At 52.6% G+C, this 18,051-nt stretch carries 18 protein-coding genes and 1 tRNA gene; 16 read left to right on the top strand and 3 right to left on the bottom strand.

Annotated features, from left to right (window positions below; genetic code table 11):
• Positions 1 to 8: 8 nt before the first annotated feature.
• The gene (locus R2K28_RS08870) at positions 9 to 872 is read right to left on the bottom strand and encodes a tetratricopeptide repeat protein (RefSeq protein ID WP_316369260.1); all 864 of its coding nucleotides are present in this window, start codon (positions 870 to 872) and stop codon (positions 9 to 11) included.
• Positions 873 to 1,202: a transcriptional regulator gene (locus R2K28_RS08865; protein ID WP_316369258.1), complete on the bottom strand. Its 330-nt coding sequence runs from the start codon at positions 1,200 to 1,202 to the stop codon at positions 873 to 875.
• Positions 1,203 to 1,490: 288 nt separating this feature from the next.
• On the opposite strand from R2K28_RS08865, the gene R2K28_RS08860 reads away from it, so the two are divergent.
• Complete coding sequence (locus tag R2K28_RS08860) at positions 1,491 to 1,631, top strand: hypothetical protein (RefSeq protein ID WP_316369256.1); 141 nt, start codon at positions 1,491 to 1,493, stop codon at positions 1,629 to 1,631.
• 34 nt (positions 1,632 to 1,665) lie between these two features.
• Here the strand turns inward: R2K28_RS08860 and R2K28_RS08855 are convergent, their stop codons facing one another.
• Positions 1,666 to 1,866 carry a hypothetical protein gene (locus tag R2K28_RS08855; RefSeq protein WP_316369254.1) on the bottom strand — a complete coding sequence of 67 codons (201 nt, stop codon included), beginning with the start codon at positions 1,864 to 1,866 and terminating at the stop codon, positions 1,666 to 1,668.
• 408 nt (positions 1,867 to 2,274) lie between these two features.
• Between R2K28_RS08855 and R2K28_RS08850 the strand changes: the two genes are divergently transcribed.
• The 15 genes from R2K28_RS08850 to R2K28_RS08780 all read left to right on the top strand — a co-directional run bounded on the left by R2K28_RS08850 (position 2,275) and on the right by R2K28_RS08780 (position 16,625).
• Positions 2,275 to 2,421 carry a hypothetical protein gene (locus tag R2K28_RS08850; RefSeq protein WP_316369251.1) on the top strand — a complete coding sequence of 49 codons (147 nt, stop codon included), beginning with the start codon at positions 2,275 to 2,277 and terminating at the stop codon, positions 2,419 to 2,421.
• 3 nt (positions 2,422 to 2,424) lie between these two features.
• A complete protein-coding gene (locus tag R2K28_RS08845) occupies positions 2,425 to 2,916 on the top strand; it encodes an FKBP-type peptidyl-prolyl cis-trans isomerase (protein WP_316369249.1) in 492 nt (163 codons plus the stop codon).
• 20 nt (positions 2,917 to 2,936) lie between these two features.
• Complete coding sequence (gene ispH / locus R2K28_RS08840) at positions 2,937 to 3,896, top strand: 4-hydroxy-3-methylbut-2-enyl diphosphate reductase (protein WP_316369247.1); 960 nt, start codon at positions 2,937 to 2,939, stop codon at positions 3,894 to 3,896.
• 246 nt (positions 3,897 to 4,142) lie between these two features.
• Positions 4,143 to 4,598, top strand: coding sequence for a GspH/FimT family pseudopilin (locus R2K28_RS08835; protein ID WP_316369245.1), 456 nt, complete (start codon positions 4,143 to 4,145; stop codon positions 4,596 to 4,598).
• Positions 4,595 to 5,173 (top strand): type IV pilus modification protein PilV, encoded by a 579-nt coding sequence (pilV, locus tag R2K28_RS08830; protein WP_316369243.1) that lies wholly within the window; start codon positions 4,595 to 4,597, stop codon positions 5,171 to 5,173. Before R2K28_RS08835 ends, pilV (R2K28_RS08830) begins: the two co-directional genes overlap by 4 nt.
• Positions 5,170 to 6,000 (top strand): PilW family protein, encoded by an 831-nt coding sequence (locus R2K28_RS08825; RefSeq protein WP_316369241.1) that lies wholly within the window; start codon positions 5,170 to 5,172, stop codon positions 5,998 to 6,000. The genes pilV (R2K28_RS08830) and R2K28_RS08825 overlap by 4 nt, the downstream gene beginning before the upstream one ends.
• Before the next feature lie 2 nt (positions 6,001 to 6,002).
• The gene (locus tag R2K28_RS08820; protein ID WP_316369239.1) at positions 6,003 to 6,488 is read left to right on the top strand and encodes a pilus assembly PilX family protein; all 486 of its coding nucleotides are present in this window, start codon (positions 6,003 to 6,005) and stop codon (positions 6,486 to 6,488) included.
• 13 nt (positions 6,489 to 6,501) lie between these two features.
• Positions 6,502 to 9,564 carry a pilus assembly protein gene (locus R2K28_RS08815; protein ID WP_316369238.1) on the top strand — a complete coding sequence of 1,021 codons (3,063 nt, stop codon included), beginning with the start codon at positions 6,502 to 6,504 and terminating at the stop codon, positions 9,562 to 9,564.
• Positions 9,557 to 9,985 carry a type IV pilin protein gene (locus R2K28_RS08810; RefSeq protein WP_316369236.1) on the top strand — a complete coding sequence of 143 codons (429 nt, stop codon included), beginning with the start codon at positions 9,557 to 9,559 and terminating at the stop codon, positions 9,983 to 9,985. The genes R2K28_RS08815 and R2K28_RS08810 overlap by 8 nt, the downstream gene beginning before the upstream one ends.
• 414 nt (positions 9,986 to 10,399) lie before the next feature.
• Entirely contained in the window at positions 10,400 to 10,966 is a 567-nt protein-coding gene (gene pilV, locus R2K28_RS08805; RefSeq protein ID WP_316369234.1) for a type IV pilus modification protein PilV, read from the top strand.
• Position 10,967: 1 nt separating this feature from the next.
• Positions 10,968 to 11,819 (top strand): PilW family protein, encoded by an 852-nt coding sequence (locus tag R2K28_RS08800; RefSeq protein WP_316369232.1) that lies wholly within the window; start codon positions 10,968 to 10,970, stop codon positions 11,817 to 11,819.
• A 15-nt stretch (positions 11,820 to 11,834) separates the two neighbouring features.
• Entirely contained in the window at positions 11,835 to 12,338 is a 504-nt protein-coding gene (locus R2K28_RS08795) for a pilus assembly PilX family protein (RefSeq protein WP_316369230.1), read from the top strand.
• Entirely contained in the window at positions 12,338 to 15,214 is a 2,877-nt protein-coding gene (locus R2K28_RS08790) for a pilus assembly protein (RefSeq protein WP_316369228.1), read from the top strand. Before R2K28_RS08795 ends, R2K28_RS08790 begins: the two co-directional genes overlap by 1 nt.
• 132 nt (positions 15,215 to 15,346) lie before the next feature.
• Positions 15,347 to 16,444 carry a glycine oxidase ThiO gene (gene thiO, locus R2K28_RS08785; RefSeq protein ID WP_316369226.1) on the top strand — a complete coding sequence of 366 codons (1,098 nt, stop codon included), beginning with the start codon at positions 15,347 to 15,349 and terminating at the stop codon, positions 16,442 to 16,444.
• A gap of 105 nt (positions 16,445 to 16,549) precedes the next feature.
• Positions 16,550 to 16,625: transfer RNA gene (locus R2K28_RS08780), tRNA-Thr, on the top strand.
• Positions 16,626 to 18,051 lie beyond the last annotated feature (1,426 nt).

Here is an 18,051-nt window from a genome sequence, read left to right as displayed (position 1 = left end):
TTTCTGGTTCAGTAATCGAGCCGGTAGAGCTCACGTCGATATTGCATGACCTGTTCATCACCGGCATCCAGTTGATCCAGCACGGCACGCATAGAGCGACGCGCGACCCCCTTGCGATAGTCAGGATGACTGCGGGTGATCTCAAGCAGCAGGTCGAGGGCCGGCTCTAAATCGTCTCCGACCAGATGAACCGCGGCGAGTTGATAGAGTGTCTCGGCATCCCTGGGCTCTGTTTCCAGGCGTTGCAGCAGAAGGGCCGGTTCATCCGCATCCTCTGCGGTCACGATGATATCCAGATGTGCCAGCAGGTTACGTACCTCCACCGCCTCTTGTGCCTGCTCCGGTAGCGCACTCAACAGGGCATGGGCATCACGAAAGCGCTGCTGACGCATGAGAATCTTGCTCATCAATGCCGGTAAGGCGAGATTTTCCGGATCGGCCACCACCGCCTCGGCGAGCAATTGCAAGGCCTTTTCCGGCTCTCCCCCCTGCCATGCAGCTATCGCCTCACGACTGATGGGATCGAGCTGCCTCTGTACATATTTCTCCACAATCAGTGGATAGTCGGATTCTGCCTGCACACCATGATATTCAGCCACCATCTCACCCAGATGGAATAGCTTGAATGAGGGCAGACTGCGTACCCCAAACCGTTCGGCCAAGGGTTTCTGTTCATCGGTATTTATCGACACCAGCAGAAAGCGCCCCTGGTAGCGGTTCGCCAGATCGACCAGGATCTCACGCTGTTTCAGTGAGGGCCCCACCCAGGGTGCCCAGAAGTCGGCTATCACCAATCCCTGTTTGGAATTCTCGACCACCAGCCGGTCAAAATTGTCAGCAGTCCCCTCCAGGATATACGCCACATCGCTCATTTAAGTGAGCAGGCCCATGAGCGAGTCACTGGCATAGTCACGCCCCATCTCGACGACTATGGTTTCCGTGATCTCCAGATCACCCGTGTGCAGATGCGGCAATAGCTGTTCTGCGATCTGTTGCACGATCAACATCCCCGCCCGGTTGGGGTCGCTCTCTGGCAGCTTGTCGATATTTTGTCCCAGAAGCTGCAAATACTCTGCAAAGGATTGTGTCTGGTTTGATTGCTCAAGTGCCTGAAAATCCGGGGTAAAACTAATATGCAATTCGCGACCCGGTTGCTCGGGATCATCCAGCACACCAATCTTCAAAGGACCCTCTATCAACATCCGCTTCTCCGTATTTCAAGTTCAATTGCCGCACATGTTAATACGATCAGGGATATCATCAAAGTGACCTCACTAAAAACAAATACTTAGATCCTCCCGGGTATTTTCAGGCAGATTTCTCCGCTTTCAACACCCAATAAAGTATGCGACCATGTGGTGTAGTTGTTTGCTGCAGTTCCACTCAATCTGCCTTGGCTGGCCTACCGATTGATTGGAAATAAACATGCAGCAACGGTCGGCTCGTCTTAATAGTGAGCTGCCGACCTCTGTAGTTTGTGAGGTGTAAGAATGAAAAACTGCAAGATTTGCCGCTTCAGCAAAGTCTGCAACGACCTACCAGGAATCTGTATTCTGTTTCAATACCTGGCGGTGGGGGTGGTCATTGTCTCCATAGGTTTCCTCTTTGTCACCCAGGAGATATTGATTTAGGCCGCGCTAGCGCCTGAATCCAGTCAGTCCACGGCTAAGTACCCGTCATGGGCCAGCGGGTATCCATCGATTGTGGTTGATTTCGATGTTTCATCAGTTCTGCGGCGCGGGTGATCGACGATTCCCGCTCGGATTCCCCACGGCCTTTCAATAATAACATCGCATCGAGTAGGGAAACCTCTTGAACATCATAGAGAGGGAGCTGATTTTCAATAATAATTTCTTTATTAATCATGGCACTGCCTATGTTTATTAATCCTCCTACTTAAAGATATGTTAGACCTTTATAAAAATAATGCAAATCCGCTATGATGCGACCTCTAGGGTCCTAGGGCCTGTTAACACTAATCCAATGCACTCTGTTGTGCCTGAAAAAACGCCAATCAAGGCGCGAGGAGAGAAGTTTGGTCGCTCCAAATGAACGACGAGCAACGCTGAGTGGCGCTTTTTCAGGCGCACCCCAAGGGCACTTCCTTCGGGGCGCAACCCGAAGGGCTGGGGCTGTTTTTGCGCCCAGCGGCGTTATCATTCGCTCATGTAGCCGGGCTACACCACGCTCATTCTGCCTTGCTGGGCGCAAAAACAGTCCCAGCAGAGTGCATTGGATTAGTGTTAACAGGCCCTAGCAAAGGTGAGCAGTCATATGCTGGAAAATGAGATGGTCTTTATGCGCATTGGCAGGATTGGCGGCGCTCCGGCCAAATTACAATTGGCACACTCCCGTGCCGATCGTCTACGACTCAATCTTCCCCAGCTGCTTGAACTGCAGCAGTGCTTTACAGAGCATTGAGCAATGGGTGCATTCAAACCAAAGATCACTCCACTCAGCCGGGTCAAGATGCACTTTTCTCTGACCTTGCCGGATGGTACGGAAATCATCTCCACCTATGGGGATGAGCCCTTGGACTTCACCCTGGGCGACAACACCATGGAACAGATGCTGGAGTTCGCCCTGTTGGGCCTGCGTAGCGGGGATGAACAGGACCTGCTTGTATTGGGGGATGATGTCTACGGACCAAGAGACGATGCCCTGATCCACTGGTTGGACAAGCAGGAGTTTCCGCCGGGTCAGTCCCTGAATCCTGGTGAGATTATCGCATTCTCCACCCCTGAAGGTGAGGAACTTGCCGGCACGCTGCTGCAAGTCGAGGATGAGCGTGTTCAGATCGACTTCAACCACCCCCTGTCGGGCAAACAATTCCGCTACAAAGTCACCATCCTTGAGGTTGAACAAACTGAGGATGCGGATGGGAACGACTCCAGCACTACTGGTCAAACTAACTGAGAAGAGACGCCAGGCAACCTATGCAGCAAACGCATCAGATACTACTCGCCAATCCCAGAGGCTTTTGTGCCGGCGTCGACCGTGCCATCGAGATCGTCGAACGGGCCCTGGAGCTCCTTGGAGCACCTATCTATGTCCGCCACGAGGTGGTACACAATCGCTTTGTTGTGGAGAGTCTGCGTGGTCGTGGCGCCATCTTCGTCGATGAACTGGAAGACGTGCCAGACGGCCATACTGTGATTTTCAGTGCCCATGGCGTCCCCCAATCAGTCCGAGAAGAGGCAAAACAGCGGCAACTGAGGGTTTTCGACGCCACCTGCCCACTAGTGACAAAAGTCCACCTTGAAGTCGCCCGTCGCTGTCGAGACGGTTATGAGGTGATATTGATTGGTCACAGGGGTCATCCCGAGGTGGAGGGCACCATGGGGCAATGCATGGCTGATACCGATACCAGCCGCATTCACTTGGTAGTTACCCTCGAAGATGTGGAAGAGCTGGAGATCGGACACCCCGAGCAGATCGCTTTCGTTACTCAAACCACCCTCTCCATCGATGATACGCAACAGATCATCAACGCCCTGCAACAGCGTTATCCGAACATTATCGGTCCCAAAAAGAACGATATCTGTTATGCCACACAAAATCGCCAGGATGCGGTCAAGGCACTCGCCAAACAGTGTGACCTGGTATTGGTGGTGGGATCCCCCAACAGCTCCAATTCCAATCGGCTGAGAGAGATCGCCGAAAAGAACGGTCCACCGGCCTATCTTATAGACGGTGCTGAAAACATCGATCCGAGCTGGCTGGATGGCAAGCACCAGATTGGGGTCACTGCAGGCGCCTCCGCACCGGAAATCCTGGTTGAAAATGTGCTCGAGAAGCTAAAGGAATGGGGCGCTGAAAATGTCATCGAGGCCCAGGGGAAAGAGGAACAGGTTGTGTTCGCCTTACCAAAATCGCTGCTTGGTGATTCACTCTAGAATTTAATTTACACCCGATTCCCTGACTCTCAGGCAAACGCCAAGCTGTATCTTATAGGCCAGCCTCATGCAGGCTTAACCCTATGCTTGAATACAACTTACTTTCCTATTTATCTGTCATAACCCACTAAAAAGTGAAGAATTTGTTGTTTTTCAGGATATACGGACACACTCCGCCGATAAACGGTATACCCCCCCCACTAAGCATAATCTAGTCTATGTACAGATCTTATGAGGTTTGCACCTATGCATATATATCGAGGATACACACTGCTTGAGTTATTGGTCACATTAGCGATCGCGGCTGTATTGATGACGTTTGTCGTACCAGGATTTCAAGACCTGAGCGAACGCAACAATGTATCAACCACGAGTAACGAGCTGGTGAGTGCACTTTTATACGCTCGCAGTGAAGCAGTCAGGATAGAAAACAACGTCACCTTAACCCCAGAAAGCGATGGTTGGCTGGTTACAACCTTTGGAGGCGAGGACATCGTGGACCAGACAGTCGGCAATGAAAATATTTCACTGGCGGAAAACATTGCAAACAACGATGTAACCTACAACTCCAGGGGCCGTGCCAATATCACTGCCGGAGATAGCATCGAGATCAGCTTCGATGGCACGCTGAAAAGCCGTGTCTGTCTCAGCCTCACAGGACGACCCTATATCAAGACCGTCGCCGAAGGAAACTGCCCATGAAACTGCCAGCTCAACTGTCACAGAAAAGCTACGCTCGTGGTATGACCCTGGTCGAAGTCCTGATAGCCGCAGTGGTCATCGCTGTGGGTCTATTGGGCATTGCATCGCTGCAGATTAGTGCCCTTCAGGGCGCCAACGATGCGCAGATGCGTTCCAGGGCCACCGACATTATCGCCTCCTTGTCCGACCGTATGCGCTCAAACCTGACCGCTGTTGATGCCTATGCGGCACCCAATACCATTCCAACCGATTCCTGCGCCCTTGGTCCTACTGCTGAGTTGGCCACCATTGAAAGATGCGCCATGAGTCCTGACGGAACTATCATCCCCCTCGCTGAGTGCACCCCTGCAGAGATGGCAGCCTATGATCTTTGGGAATTGAATTGCGCCCTGACGGGCTCACTTCCAGGTGCAGAATTAGATATAGCTTGTCCAGTTGGTTGCGGCCCAATGGCGGAAGTGAGAGTCACCATCACCTGGCAAGTCCAGAATAGAAACCCGGACGCAGCAACAGAAACCGATACCACCATTGACCACGAAGTCGTCGCAACGATCTTGCCTGGAGTGCAACCATGAGCAGAACCATCCACAGACAGGCAGGTTTTTCCATTATCTCATTGATGATTGCCAGTGCGATTGGCATATTTCTGATGGGTGGAGCTGGAAAAATCTACCTCGACAGTAAAAGCGCCTTTAATGCAAGGTCCGCCATCTCAACAGCCACCGAAGGTGCGCGTTTCTCAGTTCAGGACCTGCGCAGAAACTTGGTCATGGCTGGCAGAGGGATTCTCGAGCAAAACGATAATGCCGGTGTCTATACCGTTGTAGACAACAACCTCAGGACTTTTCCCTGCCTTGATCCCGATGACACAGACGCATCTACCTCCGCATGCATAATTGACATAGACAGTAACGATTCCAGCGCCATTGCGGTTCGCTATGCAGTAGGCCCGCAACCCTGCGGGCAGGATGGTCCTCCCATCGACGAAGTCACACATACTGTCCGTTTTTACATCAGTGACGATGAAGAGCTAATTTGCCAGGATATCGAAACCACCGGTGGTGCTCTGGTCGTTGTCTATGAACGGGCAATGGTATCGGGCATCGTGCGCATGCGCGCCCTATATGGTGTGGACACCGATGCGGATGGCATCGCCAATCAATATCTCACCGCAACCGAAGTGGAAAATGCTGGGCGCTGGATAAACGTGGTCACGATTCGGGTCGGCATGATAGCGAGTTCCGACACCGAGGAACTCCCTTTGGCCTATCAACCGGCGGCCGCCGGAGATTTGAACATCATAGGTATGGAAATGCCTGCACCGAACACGACCAAGTCGTTTACACCGGCTAATGCGACTATTTCACTCAGAAATCTCAACACCACAGTACAGAGACAGTAATCATGAAAAGTAAACAACACCATGCCTGGCGGGTGCATCGATCACAACAAGGCGTAGCCTTGGTGGTAAGCATGATACTACTCACGATCATTACACTGTTGAGTGTAAGCGCCATGCGCAGTACCAATCTCGATTCAAAGATTGCTGTGAATCATCAATTCAAGGAGTTGAGTTTCCAGGCCGCAGAAAACGCCCTGGCACAACTAACCGGGCCTAATCCGCAAGTACAGGTACCGAATGCGGTTGGCGCCAGCGTGACCATGGACACCCCTCCCTACTATTCATCAACTGGCGTGCTTAACCAACCTGACATCGCTGCGGACCTTACCCTGGAGATGTTGGAGATCAGTCCTCCCGGTAAATATAAGTTCTCCGGTTTTGGATTAAACGTCGTTACCGTCTTGTATCAGGCAGATTCCGTGGGTCGTGTTGTGGACAATAACACCGTCACGACCAATCGCATGGAAGTAGCCCTAATCAGGAATTGAGGAGTTATAGATCATGAGTACTATGTATAGATTCTTTCCGGCTAAACAACTCGTCATTCCTCTTGGGCTCTCATTCGCCTTTTCCTTGATGAGCTCCATTGCCTATGCAGATGACATTGAAATCTATCTGCAGGAACCACCCGATCCCGTACCGCCGAATGTACTCTTCGTACTCGACGAATCGGGCAGTATGTCTAGTGGCAGCCCGAGTCGCAGGGACCGCCTGGAACAGGCAATGAGGGACTTGATCAACGACACGGATATGGGAAATGTGAATGCCGCGTTGCTCGGTTACACAACCCGTTGGGGAAACAACGGTCCTCTGTTCCTGCGTGCACACAGCGGCAACTTCAGCCTAATCGATACCAATCGAAACAATTTTCTCAATGCGGTGGATAACCTGCAAACAGTCAGCTATACACCCACGGTCAAGGCGATGGAGGCTGCAGTCGACTGGTTCAGACGTGACCGGACTTTCACCGACTTCAACGGTTTCACCACAACTTCCCCCATCGCCGGTATCCCGGAAGACAACTGGTGCCGTCCGAACCACATGGTGGTACTGACCGACGGTCGTCCCAACTCCAACTCTCCCACTAATAATCAGGCATATGGATTGACCAGTTATGAAGGGACAAACTGTATCAGCGATTCAACCTCAAACTGGCAGAATGGCCGTTGTGCCAGGGAGATAGCCAGTTATGCCTATAATACTGACTTGGAACCCAGTGCTGCCTGGCGAGAGACACAGAATATCGTCACCCACACTATCGGTTTCGATACCAATGATGCGGCGATTGAAAACTTCATGATGAGCATCGCAACCGCAGGTGGTGGCAACTACTATCCGGCGACCAGTGTTTCCGACCTGGTCAGCGCCTTCACCTCCATAGTCACCCAGGCGATGGAGTCCATTCCCTATGCCTACACGGCACCCGTCATCCCCTTCAATCAGGATAACGCGGCAGTAAGCGGCAATCGCATCTTCGTTCCGGTGCTGGTGCCGGCAGCAGAGACCTTCTGGAGAGGTAACCTGAAGAGTTATACCATTTCCACATCCACAGCGGGCGGGGATGTCGCCATTACCTTAACTGACGCCAATGGCAACGATATCGTTAACGATAATTATGAGTTTGTCTCATCAACAGACCATTGGAATACCGCTGGAAATGACGGCGCAAACCCGCTGGTTGGTGGTGCTGCACAACAAATGACAGCAGCCGGTAACAGGAATCTCTACACCAACACCAATACAGGGGCTGATCTATCAAATGCCTCGAATAGCGTTCATCGTGACAACGCGCTGGTCACCCATGCCATGCTCGGCCTGCCCGATGGCGACGATGCGGGGAGGGAGGTCCTGCTCAACTGGATCGGCTGGGACCCCACCGGCAGCGTCAGCACCACACCTCCAAGCTTTGCAGCACCTTGCGCGTCCGAGAATGGGGTGTGTGATTTACCCGAAGATACCTCTGCCACTGTTTGGTACGGCGCGTCAAGTAGCTGGGCTCTCCGTACAGACGTGACTGGCAGCATTGATTGTAGTAACGCTGTCTTTGGAGACCCGATACCGGGAACAATTAAAGCCTGTTTCTACTTAAGAACAGCACAATCCCATGAAGGCGAAATGGGGGCTCCCATCCACACCCAGCCGGCTGTCATGAACTACGGCAGTGATGATGTCATTTTTCTCCCCACCAGTGAAGGTGTGCTGGAGGCTTTCGATGAGGAGACCGGAGAGGAGTTATGGGCCTTTATGCCATCCGATCTGCTCGGTGATATCCAGACACTCTATAACAGCAATCCAGCATCCATTCCTCACTATGGATTGGATGGACCACTGACCGTGTATGAAACAGGTGGTCACAAAATGGCCATTGTCGGTATGAGAAGGGGTGGTAGGAACTACTATCTGCTCGACATCACCGATCGCCTGAATCCCAGATTCGTCACCACCATCAATTCGGCTGCAGGTCTCAGCCGGCTTGGACAAACCTGGTCCAAACCTCTCTTCGTGACCATGGAAATATCAGGTTCCACTTCCTCCAGGGATGTCTTGGTCTTCGGTGGCGGTTACGATCCGGATCAGGATACAACCACCTCCCGTACAAATGACGATGAAGGTAACGCCATCTACATCGTGGATGCACTGGACGGCTCATTGATCACCTCCATCTCTCCGGATGGCAGTGCCGGTGTGACCATCAGCGATATGAACAATGCTATTGCCGGCGACGTGCTTCCGGTTGACATCAATGCAAACGGCATCATCGATCGTCTCTACGCTGCAGACGTGGGTGGCAGGATCATCCGTGTCGACATCCCTGATAGCGAGTTTGCCGACAGAGCAATGGATGGCGGCATTATCGCTGATATCAACTCGGGCACGAGTGAGTTTAGGCGTTTCTTCAACACACCAGAGGTCGGCTACTACAACCTGGGCGGTGTGCAATACCTTGCCATCCTCATCGGTAGTGGTAATCGCACTGATCCCCTGGATGTGTCAGTCACAGACAGATTCTATATGATCAAGGACCCGGCCGTATGGATCAAGCCCACTACCTATACTGCGGTAGTAGAGTCCCAACTCTATGATGCATCTGACAATCTTGTGCAGGACGGTAGTGCGACTCAGCAGGCTCAAGCATCCAATTTGTTGGCCACACTCAACGGTTGGTACATTGACTTTGGCTATTCGGAGAAATCCTTCTCCAAGGCGGTGCTCTATGACTACGCGGTACTCTTCACCACCTTCAGTGCTGAACGTTCGCCGGAATTGGCAGCTTGTGAAGCACGCGGGGCAATTGGTGTCGGACGCTTCTACGCCATCAATATGCGAGACGGATCCGCCATATTCGACGGTCTAGGCGGCAGTGAAGGCACCCTCGACGGCAACGACCGCTCCAAGGTGCTGAGTATGCTGGGCATGCCACCTTCACCCACACTGGTTTTCCCAGAGGGTGAAGAAGCAGGTACACTCGGACAGGTTGTCAAGGCGTTGGTAGGCCTGGAAGAGGTCTATGAATGGCCAGACAGATTCCACCCGATATCTTGGGAAGAGGTAATCCATGAGTAGATACAGACATATCCCCAGGGGATTTACTCTGATTGAGTTGATGATCGCTGTCGCCATCATAGGGCTTTTGGCTTCATTCGTTGTCCCTATGTACGTGGAGTCAGTCAGGCGGGGACACAGAAGTGACGGAATGGATGCATTGACTGCGGCGGCGCAGAAGATGGAGGTGATAAAAGCCCGTACAGGTAGCTACCCCGCAACACTGGCCGAAGCCAACATCAGCGAAAACAGTGCTGATGATTATTACGGCAGTTTGACTATCGCTGCGCCAACGGGCGCTTGTCCCCTGGCCAGTTGTTACATGCTGCAAATCGTTGGTCAGAATGGGCAGGAAGACGGCAACGTCACAGCCTATCGCCTCCATTCCACCGGACGCAAGGAACAACTTAGAGGTACCGACTGGGAAGACGGCTGGAAATAGACTTGAGCCCCCCAGGATATACTTTGCCTCACATGGAAGTGAGGCACACCCCTCTGCATAGATTTCTAACACTGTTTTAATCTCACTGCCTACCCTTTCCACATCTAAAACCCCCGATAGATATCTCAGAACGCCCTGCCGGCAACGGCCTATATAGGGATAAGCGGTAAGATCAAGCCGACAAACGGTACTTACCTTCACTCTTATCCAGCGGTAGCCTGAATAGGGAACAAGGAGTGTTCTGTAAGGACGTAAAGCAGGGATCAGCTTAGCTCCATTCAACTATCCCCTCTTTTCGGCCTGATTCGATATAGCAGACTGTTGCCTGCTTCGAAAGGAACGCTGACTACATTTTGTATCTTTCTCGGTGAGATATATCTGCTGTGAAAGGTCGTGGTTATCGAGGCCAAACCAATGTCGACCATCGCTCATCGACAAAAACACCAGGGCATGACACTCATAGAAGTGTTGATTGCCGCAATCATCGTCGCCATAGGCCTGCTTGGGGTGGCGAGTCTGCAGATTGCCGCGCTCCAAGGTTCAAGCAATGCCGACTACCGATCCAGAGCAATAGATTATGCAACCGCTCTTTCAGACCGCATGCACGCAAACCTGATGGCCGTCGCCGATAACGAATATCTGGGCAGCCCAAACTGCGATGTCGGGTCAGGCCCAGCGCTACCCAACTGCTCCATGACCCCGACAATGGACAACTCCTCATCCGTCGACCAGTGCACCCCGCAACAGCTGGCAATCTTTGACCTGCACCAAATCAGTTGTGGAACCGGCATACAGGAGAGTCTGCCAAACGGGCAGTTGCAGGTTACCTGCCTGGATGCGGATAGCAGCGATACAGATATTTGCAGTGATCTCTCCCGCCTTTTGATCAGAGTCAGTTGGCAACACCAGGCAAGAGTGACCGACCTCGATACCGACGAGGTGGATGAGATTATCCTGACTGTCATCCCCAGAGTACCATAACATGCAGGTAAAAAAGTATTCTCAGACTGGTTTCTCCTTGTTGTCGCTGTTGATTGCCACTGCGATCAGTCTCTTTCTTGTGAGTGGTATCGCGAAGATCTATATCGATAGCAAGAACGCCTTTAACGCCACCGCGGCCAACTCCGTAACCACAGATAAGTATCGATTCGTATTCGAGGAGCTGCGTCGCGCATTGATCATGGCGGGAAGAGGCATAGCCACATCGGCAGACAGCCCATCCGCATATAGGGATGGCCAGCAGGACAATGGCACCAGAACATTCCCGGCCCTGGAACTGGTGCCGGATAGCATCGTAAGCGGCACGCCCCACTCCGGGGCAGAATGGAGCCCTGCCCCCGAGGAGTCCAGCATCGTGTCGGTGCGCTATGCATCCGGGCCCGCACCCTGCGGTTTGGACGACGACACCATGGATGATGGAATTGTCACGGTACGCTTCGTGGTGGACCGGGAGGGTGACCTCAACTGCGAGGCCTATCTGGACGGAGACTTGATCCAATCCCAGCCCATCGCCTCGGACATCGCCCAGATGCGGGTGCTGTATGGGGTCGATACGGATATCGAACCTGACAGCTCTGCGAACATCTACCTCACTGCTGATGCCGTCGATGCGCAAAACTGGATGAGTGTGGTATCGATCAGGGTCAGCCTGGTTGTGGCCTCCGGCGCTGGTTATGAACTGCCCTGGCCCTATCGCCCGCAGACACCGGATCAGCTGGACCTGCTGGGGGCCAGATTCACCGCACCTGACAACAACTACATCTACAAGTCCGCCAGCACCACCATCTCACTGCGCAACCTGCACCATATGTATCGCCAGTTTGCCGATATCTGAGGAGTTGCCATATCCATGCCTCAATCAACATCCATTTCCAAGCAATCCGGCGTTGCCCTCGTGGTCAGCCTGATCGTCCTCACGATCGTGACACTGCTCAGCATCAGCGCCGTGCAAAACACCAACCTGGATACCAAGATCGCAGTGAATCATCAATTCAAGGCATTGAGTTTCGCTGCAGCCGAAAATGCCCTGGCCAAGGTAATCGGGCCGGATTTAACCGTCATTGACGACTTTGACATACCCTCCCAGGTGAATGAAGTCAGTGAACACGACAGCTTTTTCGTCTCGCCTGAACCAGGGGATGAACATTCGGATCCACTGCTGAACGCCCATCCTCCCCTGAGGGCAAGCCTTAGCATGATGTATCAAGGAGAGAGAGAGGGTCTCTTCTTCTCCGGTCACCAGTTGGACAATACCACCCATCTGTTTCTGACAGACGCAATCGGCACGGTCGGCGAAGGCCATACCCATACCCATAACCGGATGCAAGTGGGATTGCTAAGACAGAGGTACTGATGTCACACAACCGCACTCAACATATTCAGAATCAATATCATTCAAGCCTCAGGTCTTTAGCACTCATCCTGCTATGGGTGGTGATTGGCTCCAGTAGTGCCGATGACATCGAAGTCTATCTGCAACCGCCGGTGGAGCCGGTGCCACCCAATATTCTGTTCCTGCTGGATGAATCCGGCAGCATGGGTGGTCCAGTCGACCAGAATAATGTGACGGCCGGCTCACGCAGGGATGCCCTGGTCAGCGCATTGCGCAGAATTGTCGACCATGAATTGCTCGACAATGTGAATGCGGCACTGCTTGGCTACACCACATCGGGTTTCGGCGATGAAGCCACTACCAGACTGGAAGCCCTCACCGGCGATTTCGCTATCGTGGGTGATGAGCGTTCAGCGTTCCGCTCGGAGATCGATAATTTACAGTCCCTATTCTATACTCCAACCACGGATGCCCTGGCAGCGGCAGTCGATTGGTTCAATCCCAACAGGATACCCACCCAGATTCAGGGCAGCAGTCTGCAATCGCCCTTGAACGGCGACCCGGAGGAGCTCAGGTGCGCCCCCAACCGATTGGTTCTGCTCTCCGACGGTGCCCCCAACACCACCACCAGAACCGAATATGAGGGCAGTGTATGCGCGCAGGTCAACCTTTTCGACAATTTCGTAGACAGCAATAACAGCCCCCCATCCTGGTACAACGACGGTGCCCGTTGCGCCTACGAGATCAGCGCCTGGGCCTACCAGACTGATCTGGCAACGGATCCGGGTTGGGACGGGGTGCAGAATATCCTCACCTACACCATCTCCTTCGGCGCCCCGGAGGATTCACCCACCCGCCAGTTCATGGATGGAGTGGCAGGCGTGGGGGGTGGTATCTCCTGGCATGCGGATAACGAAGACGATATCGTGAATGCTTTCACTACCATCATCGAGGAGGCCCAGGACTCCATCGACTACGCCATGAACGCCCCCGCCATCCCTTTCAATCCGGACAACGCGGCAGTCAATGATGAGTATATCTTCGTCCCCCTGTTCTACCCGGAAGCGAGGAATTTCTGGCGCGGCAACCTGAAAAAATACCGCATGGACGTCACTGACGATGACATTCAGTTACGCGCAAGCGATGGCCAACTGGTGCTCAATGAAGACCACACCTTCGCCAGCACCGTTGACCTGTTTTGTCAGCAAGCCGGTTGTCAGCCGGACGAGGGTGACCCCCTCAACGGCGGGGCTGCGCGTAACATGACAGGCTTGAGAACACTCTTTACCAACCTGAATCCTGGTGCATCCCTCGAGCATGCTTCAAATCGCATTCATCGGGATACAACCGCCATCACCCCCGAGATGCTCGGGGTCACCAGCGAGGAGGAGCGCACAATTCTGCTCAACTGGATCAGCCGCCATCCAGAGTATGTGGCCACTGAAAACCACCCCGCCCGCGATGGGGTCATGGGGGCCCCGATCCATACCCGGCCCCAGGTGGTCCGTTACGGGCAGCAGAGCACCGTCTATCTACCCACCAGTGAAGGTGTGCTGGAGGCCATCGACGCCGACACAGGGGAAGAGCTCTGGGCCTTCATGCCCCAGGACCTGATGCCGAATATCCGCCATCTCAGGAACAACAACCCATCCAACACACCCTACTACGGCCTTGATGGACCCATGACCATCTATGAAATCGGTAACCGTAAGCTCGCCATCATCGGTATGCGCAGGGGGGGCGAAAAATACCACTTGCTCGATATCAGCAACCGACTGGCCCCCGAGTACATCACTGAGATCTCCAGAGAGGCCTCCCCAAGTCAATACGCCAGGCTGGGCCAGACCTGGTCAAAACCCCTGTTTGTCCAGATGCGGGTCGGCGGCGCCAATCGGGATGTGCTGATCTTCGGTGGCGGCTACGATCCCGACCAGGACAATAGCAACCTGACAGACGACCAGGGGAATGCGATCTATATCCTCGACGCCGCCGACGGCTCACTCCTGACATCCATATCCAACACCGATGCCAGCCACACCATCGATGGGATGGACCATTCCATACCCAGCAATCTTGCCACCGTGGATATCAACGGCAACGGCCTGGAGGATCGCATCTATGCCGCCGATGTGGGTGGCAGAATCATCCGGGTGGATTTTCCCGATGAGGAGAATGAGAGCAGCGCCATTACAGGTGGTGTATTGGCCGATATCAATCAGGGATCGAATGCCCACCGGAAGTTCTTCAACACACCCCAGATCGGCTACTATGCCAAGGGCACCCGGCAATTCCTGGTACTGATGATCGGTACGGGAGACCATGCCAATCCCCTGGATGCGGATTACCAGGACCGCTTCTACATGATCCGGGACAACGATATCTGGGGCCGTGAAATCACCGATGAGACAGCGGATGATGGTGATTTCATCAATGCAACGACGACGGTCCTGAATCATGGTGAAGTGCTCACCGACCAGTACCGGGGCTGGTTCATCAATCTGCCGGCAGGAGAGAAGTCATTCTCCAGGGCGATTCTCTACGACTACGCCATCTTCTTCACCACCTATCGCGCCAACATAGAACTACCGGATGATCCCTGCCTGGCATCATCCAACACCGGGACAGCAAACATCTATGGGCTCGACCTGATCAGTGCGAACGCAGCCATCAACTGGAATGGCGCCACAGAGGACCCACTCACCATCAGCGACAGATCCACGGAGTTGCAACTGCAGGGCATCCCGCCCTCCCCCATGCTGGTATTTCCCGGTGGTGAGGACAGCGATGGCAATACAACCCTGGGTAAAAAGATATTCCTCTTCGCCGATCTGGAGAAAAAGCACGAATGGAGCGACCGCTTCCTTCCCATCTACTGGGAAGAGGTGATTGAAGACTAGCAGCTAGTCGATCCAGGGCCTGGTCCTGACAAAGACACCATCCGTCAGAACATGCTATTCTGCTGTGTTCGATCCTGTGGATTCGGCATGTACTGACCAAGCCGGCCTTCAAACATTCAAAAGGTTTTTTTCATGACAGAGTGCCTGATAGTGGGTGGCGGCATCATCGGCATGCTCACTGCCAATGAACTGCACAGCGCAGGAATGGCTGTCACCTTGATCGAAAAGGGCAACCCGGGCCGCGAATCCTCCTGGGCGGGGGGTGGCATCATCTCACCCCTCTACCCCTGGCGCTATGCCGATTCCATCTCCAAACTGGCGCAGTGGAGTCAGGATCACTATCCCGCCCTGGCGGAGATGCTGATCGAAGCCGGCGGTCCGGATCCTGAATATCTGAAGAGCGGGCTATTGATCCTTGAGCCCGACGATGCCGATAGCACGGTTGAATGGTCCGAACGTTTCTACCAGCCGCTCCAGCTCATCGACCAGCAAGGCATCCGTGAATGCCAGCCCGGATTGGGCACCGATGCCAAAACAGCAACCTGGCTGCCCGAAGTGGCGCAAATACGCAATCCCCGGCTCACCAAGTCCCTCTATCATGCCATCCGCAACAAGATCGATATTCAAGAGCAGACAGAGGCCTCAGAACTCCTGATTGAGCAGGGTCGGGTACGGGGCATCATGACCCCCACCGGCACGATCCAGGCGGACAAGGTCATCATCTGCGCCGGCGCCTGGAGTGGATCCCTGCTAAGCAGCATCGTCACCCCCCCGAAGATCGAACCGGTACTGGGCCAGATGATCATATTTCGCCATCGCCCCGGCGAGATCAGCCGCATCGTCCTGCACAACGACCGCTACATCATCCCCCGCAAGGACGGCAGGGTACTGGTGGGCAGCACCCTGGAGCACAGGGGCTTCGACAAACACACCACCGAACAGGCGAAACAGGCGCTGGCGGCATTCGCCCTCGCCCACTTCCCCAGCCTGTCCGAGGCCAAGATCGAACACCACTGGGCCGGCCTGAGACCCGGCTCCCCCAACGGCATCCCCTATATAGGACCGGTCCCGGAAATCAGCGGCCTCTACCTCAACGCGGGGCATTTTCGCAACGGGGTGGTGCTGGGGCCAGCCTCCACCAGGCTGTTGGCGGATATAGTACTCGGGCGCCCGACGATTCTGGACCCAGCGCCCTATGCTATTGATGCTGGACGGGAAAATGTTGTCTAGGTGGCATTGTGTACTCTATTCCAGAGCTGCCAACCAGGTGTGGTTTGTCAGACAGGGAAAAAGTGGACCCGAAAACGGCTCAACGGCTATAATTGCCCGCTTTCGGCCGATGTAGCTCAGTCGGTAGAGCAACTGATTCGTAATCAGTAGGTCGGCGGTTCGATTCCGCCCATCGGCTCCATTTTTAGTTTATTATTCATATAGTTATTATATTTTTTCCGGGTTTGATTTTTTAGCAATTATTCAGTGCTACGCCGGTGCTACATATAAGCATGATTTAGCCCCCCCTTCCTTTCAATAACAATCAACTCAACCTTCTAGATATGTTTTCCACGTCTGTGGGTTCTAGGAACCACAGCATGTTATGAACTTCATCGGAACAAAGAAACTCGATCGCCGGTTTGTTTTGTGTCACTCACTATTTGCAATATTTACACAGAAGGCACCTTAGACTCAGGAGATGGTTAAGATCAGGCATTAAATACCTACGCTGACATTAAAAACCTTGCGGTATACAGTTATTTGTTCTAAAACTGAAAGCAGTTCAATTTCTCCACATTCATAGGGATGCTTTTCGGAATGGAACTCAAAAAAACGGTTAATCCAAGCAGGACGACTTTTCTCAATGTTTGGAGACTAATCAGGAATTTTCGAGGAAATCTGGATAGTACGGTAAAGATCAAGATTTTCCTTATCCAGTTTTTTTTAGAGTCTTTCTCAGCATTCATTCGCCCAGTGATACGAAAAAGACTAATACCACCACTGCGTTTGCATCTAAAACCCGCAAATCTGAGTTCTTGTCATTTTTCTCCGTTCTCCTTAAGGCTAGCTGCCTACTTCAATTTCATTAGAAAAAGAAGATATGTAGAACCATTGGTGGTATGACGCAATATTTGAGTCATTGGTATAACACGAAAATTAGAACCGTAAACAAAAAAATCATCTGTTAGGTGCTCATGCATCCAACATCTAGCATTCACATAACAATAGGGTGCGAAGGATATATTTATGAAAATGTTGATCGTTGCATTAATGCTAGTGTTTGCCTGCAGTGTTGCAATGTCCCATGGTGGCGGTTGCCGTAAGAGTTCACCTCCTGGGCAATGCTGTCATATGGACAATAGCACTGGCATTGTGCATTGCCACTAAGTCTGCATTACTCAAAGAAGTGAAAAACATGTTTTATGGCACATGGAGGTGTCGTCCAACCAGCACCTCCAACTTACGAACCAAACGCTACGCTCACCCCCGAAATTTGACAATATGAGTAAATACTGACGAATAGAGAATCTATATTGGAACGATATAGCGATATGGACCAGGACTCTGGTGTCATAGCTTACAAAAATAAAACTGATTTTATTTTCGTTCAATGTAGTGATGACTCAATATATCTTTGTGCCTATTGGCAAATTTAGAAATTTATGATTACCCATGAAACGACATCTCATATCGAGTCCTTCATTTAGCCGCATGGCTTACACCGACTACATGATGTAAATTGAAAATGAATCACTTTGAGGAATAGACTTGCACAGCAATAATTGTATTGAACCAGAATCAATCTGCCAGACAGTGTCAGACGCTATCTAGCATATTTCTGCAAC

This window comes from Candidatus Thiodiazotropha sp. CDECU1 (assembly GCF_963455295.1).
GTDB lineage: Bacteria > Pseudomonadota > Gammaproteobacteria > Chromatiales > Chromatiaceae > Thiodiazotropha.
The sequence above is the reverse complement of the archived record's forward strand: the minus strand, read 5'-3'. Positions and strand labels throughout refer to the sequence as shown.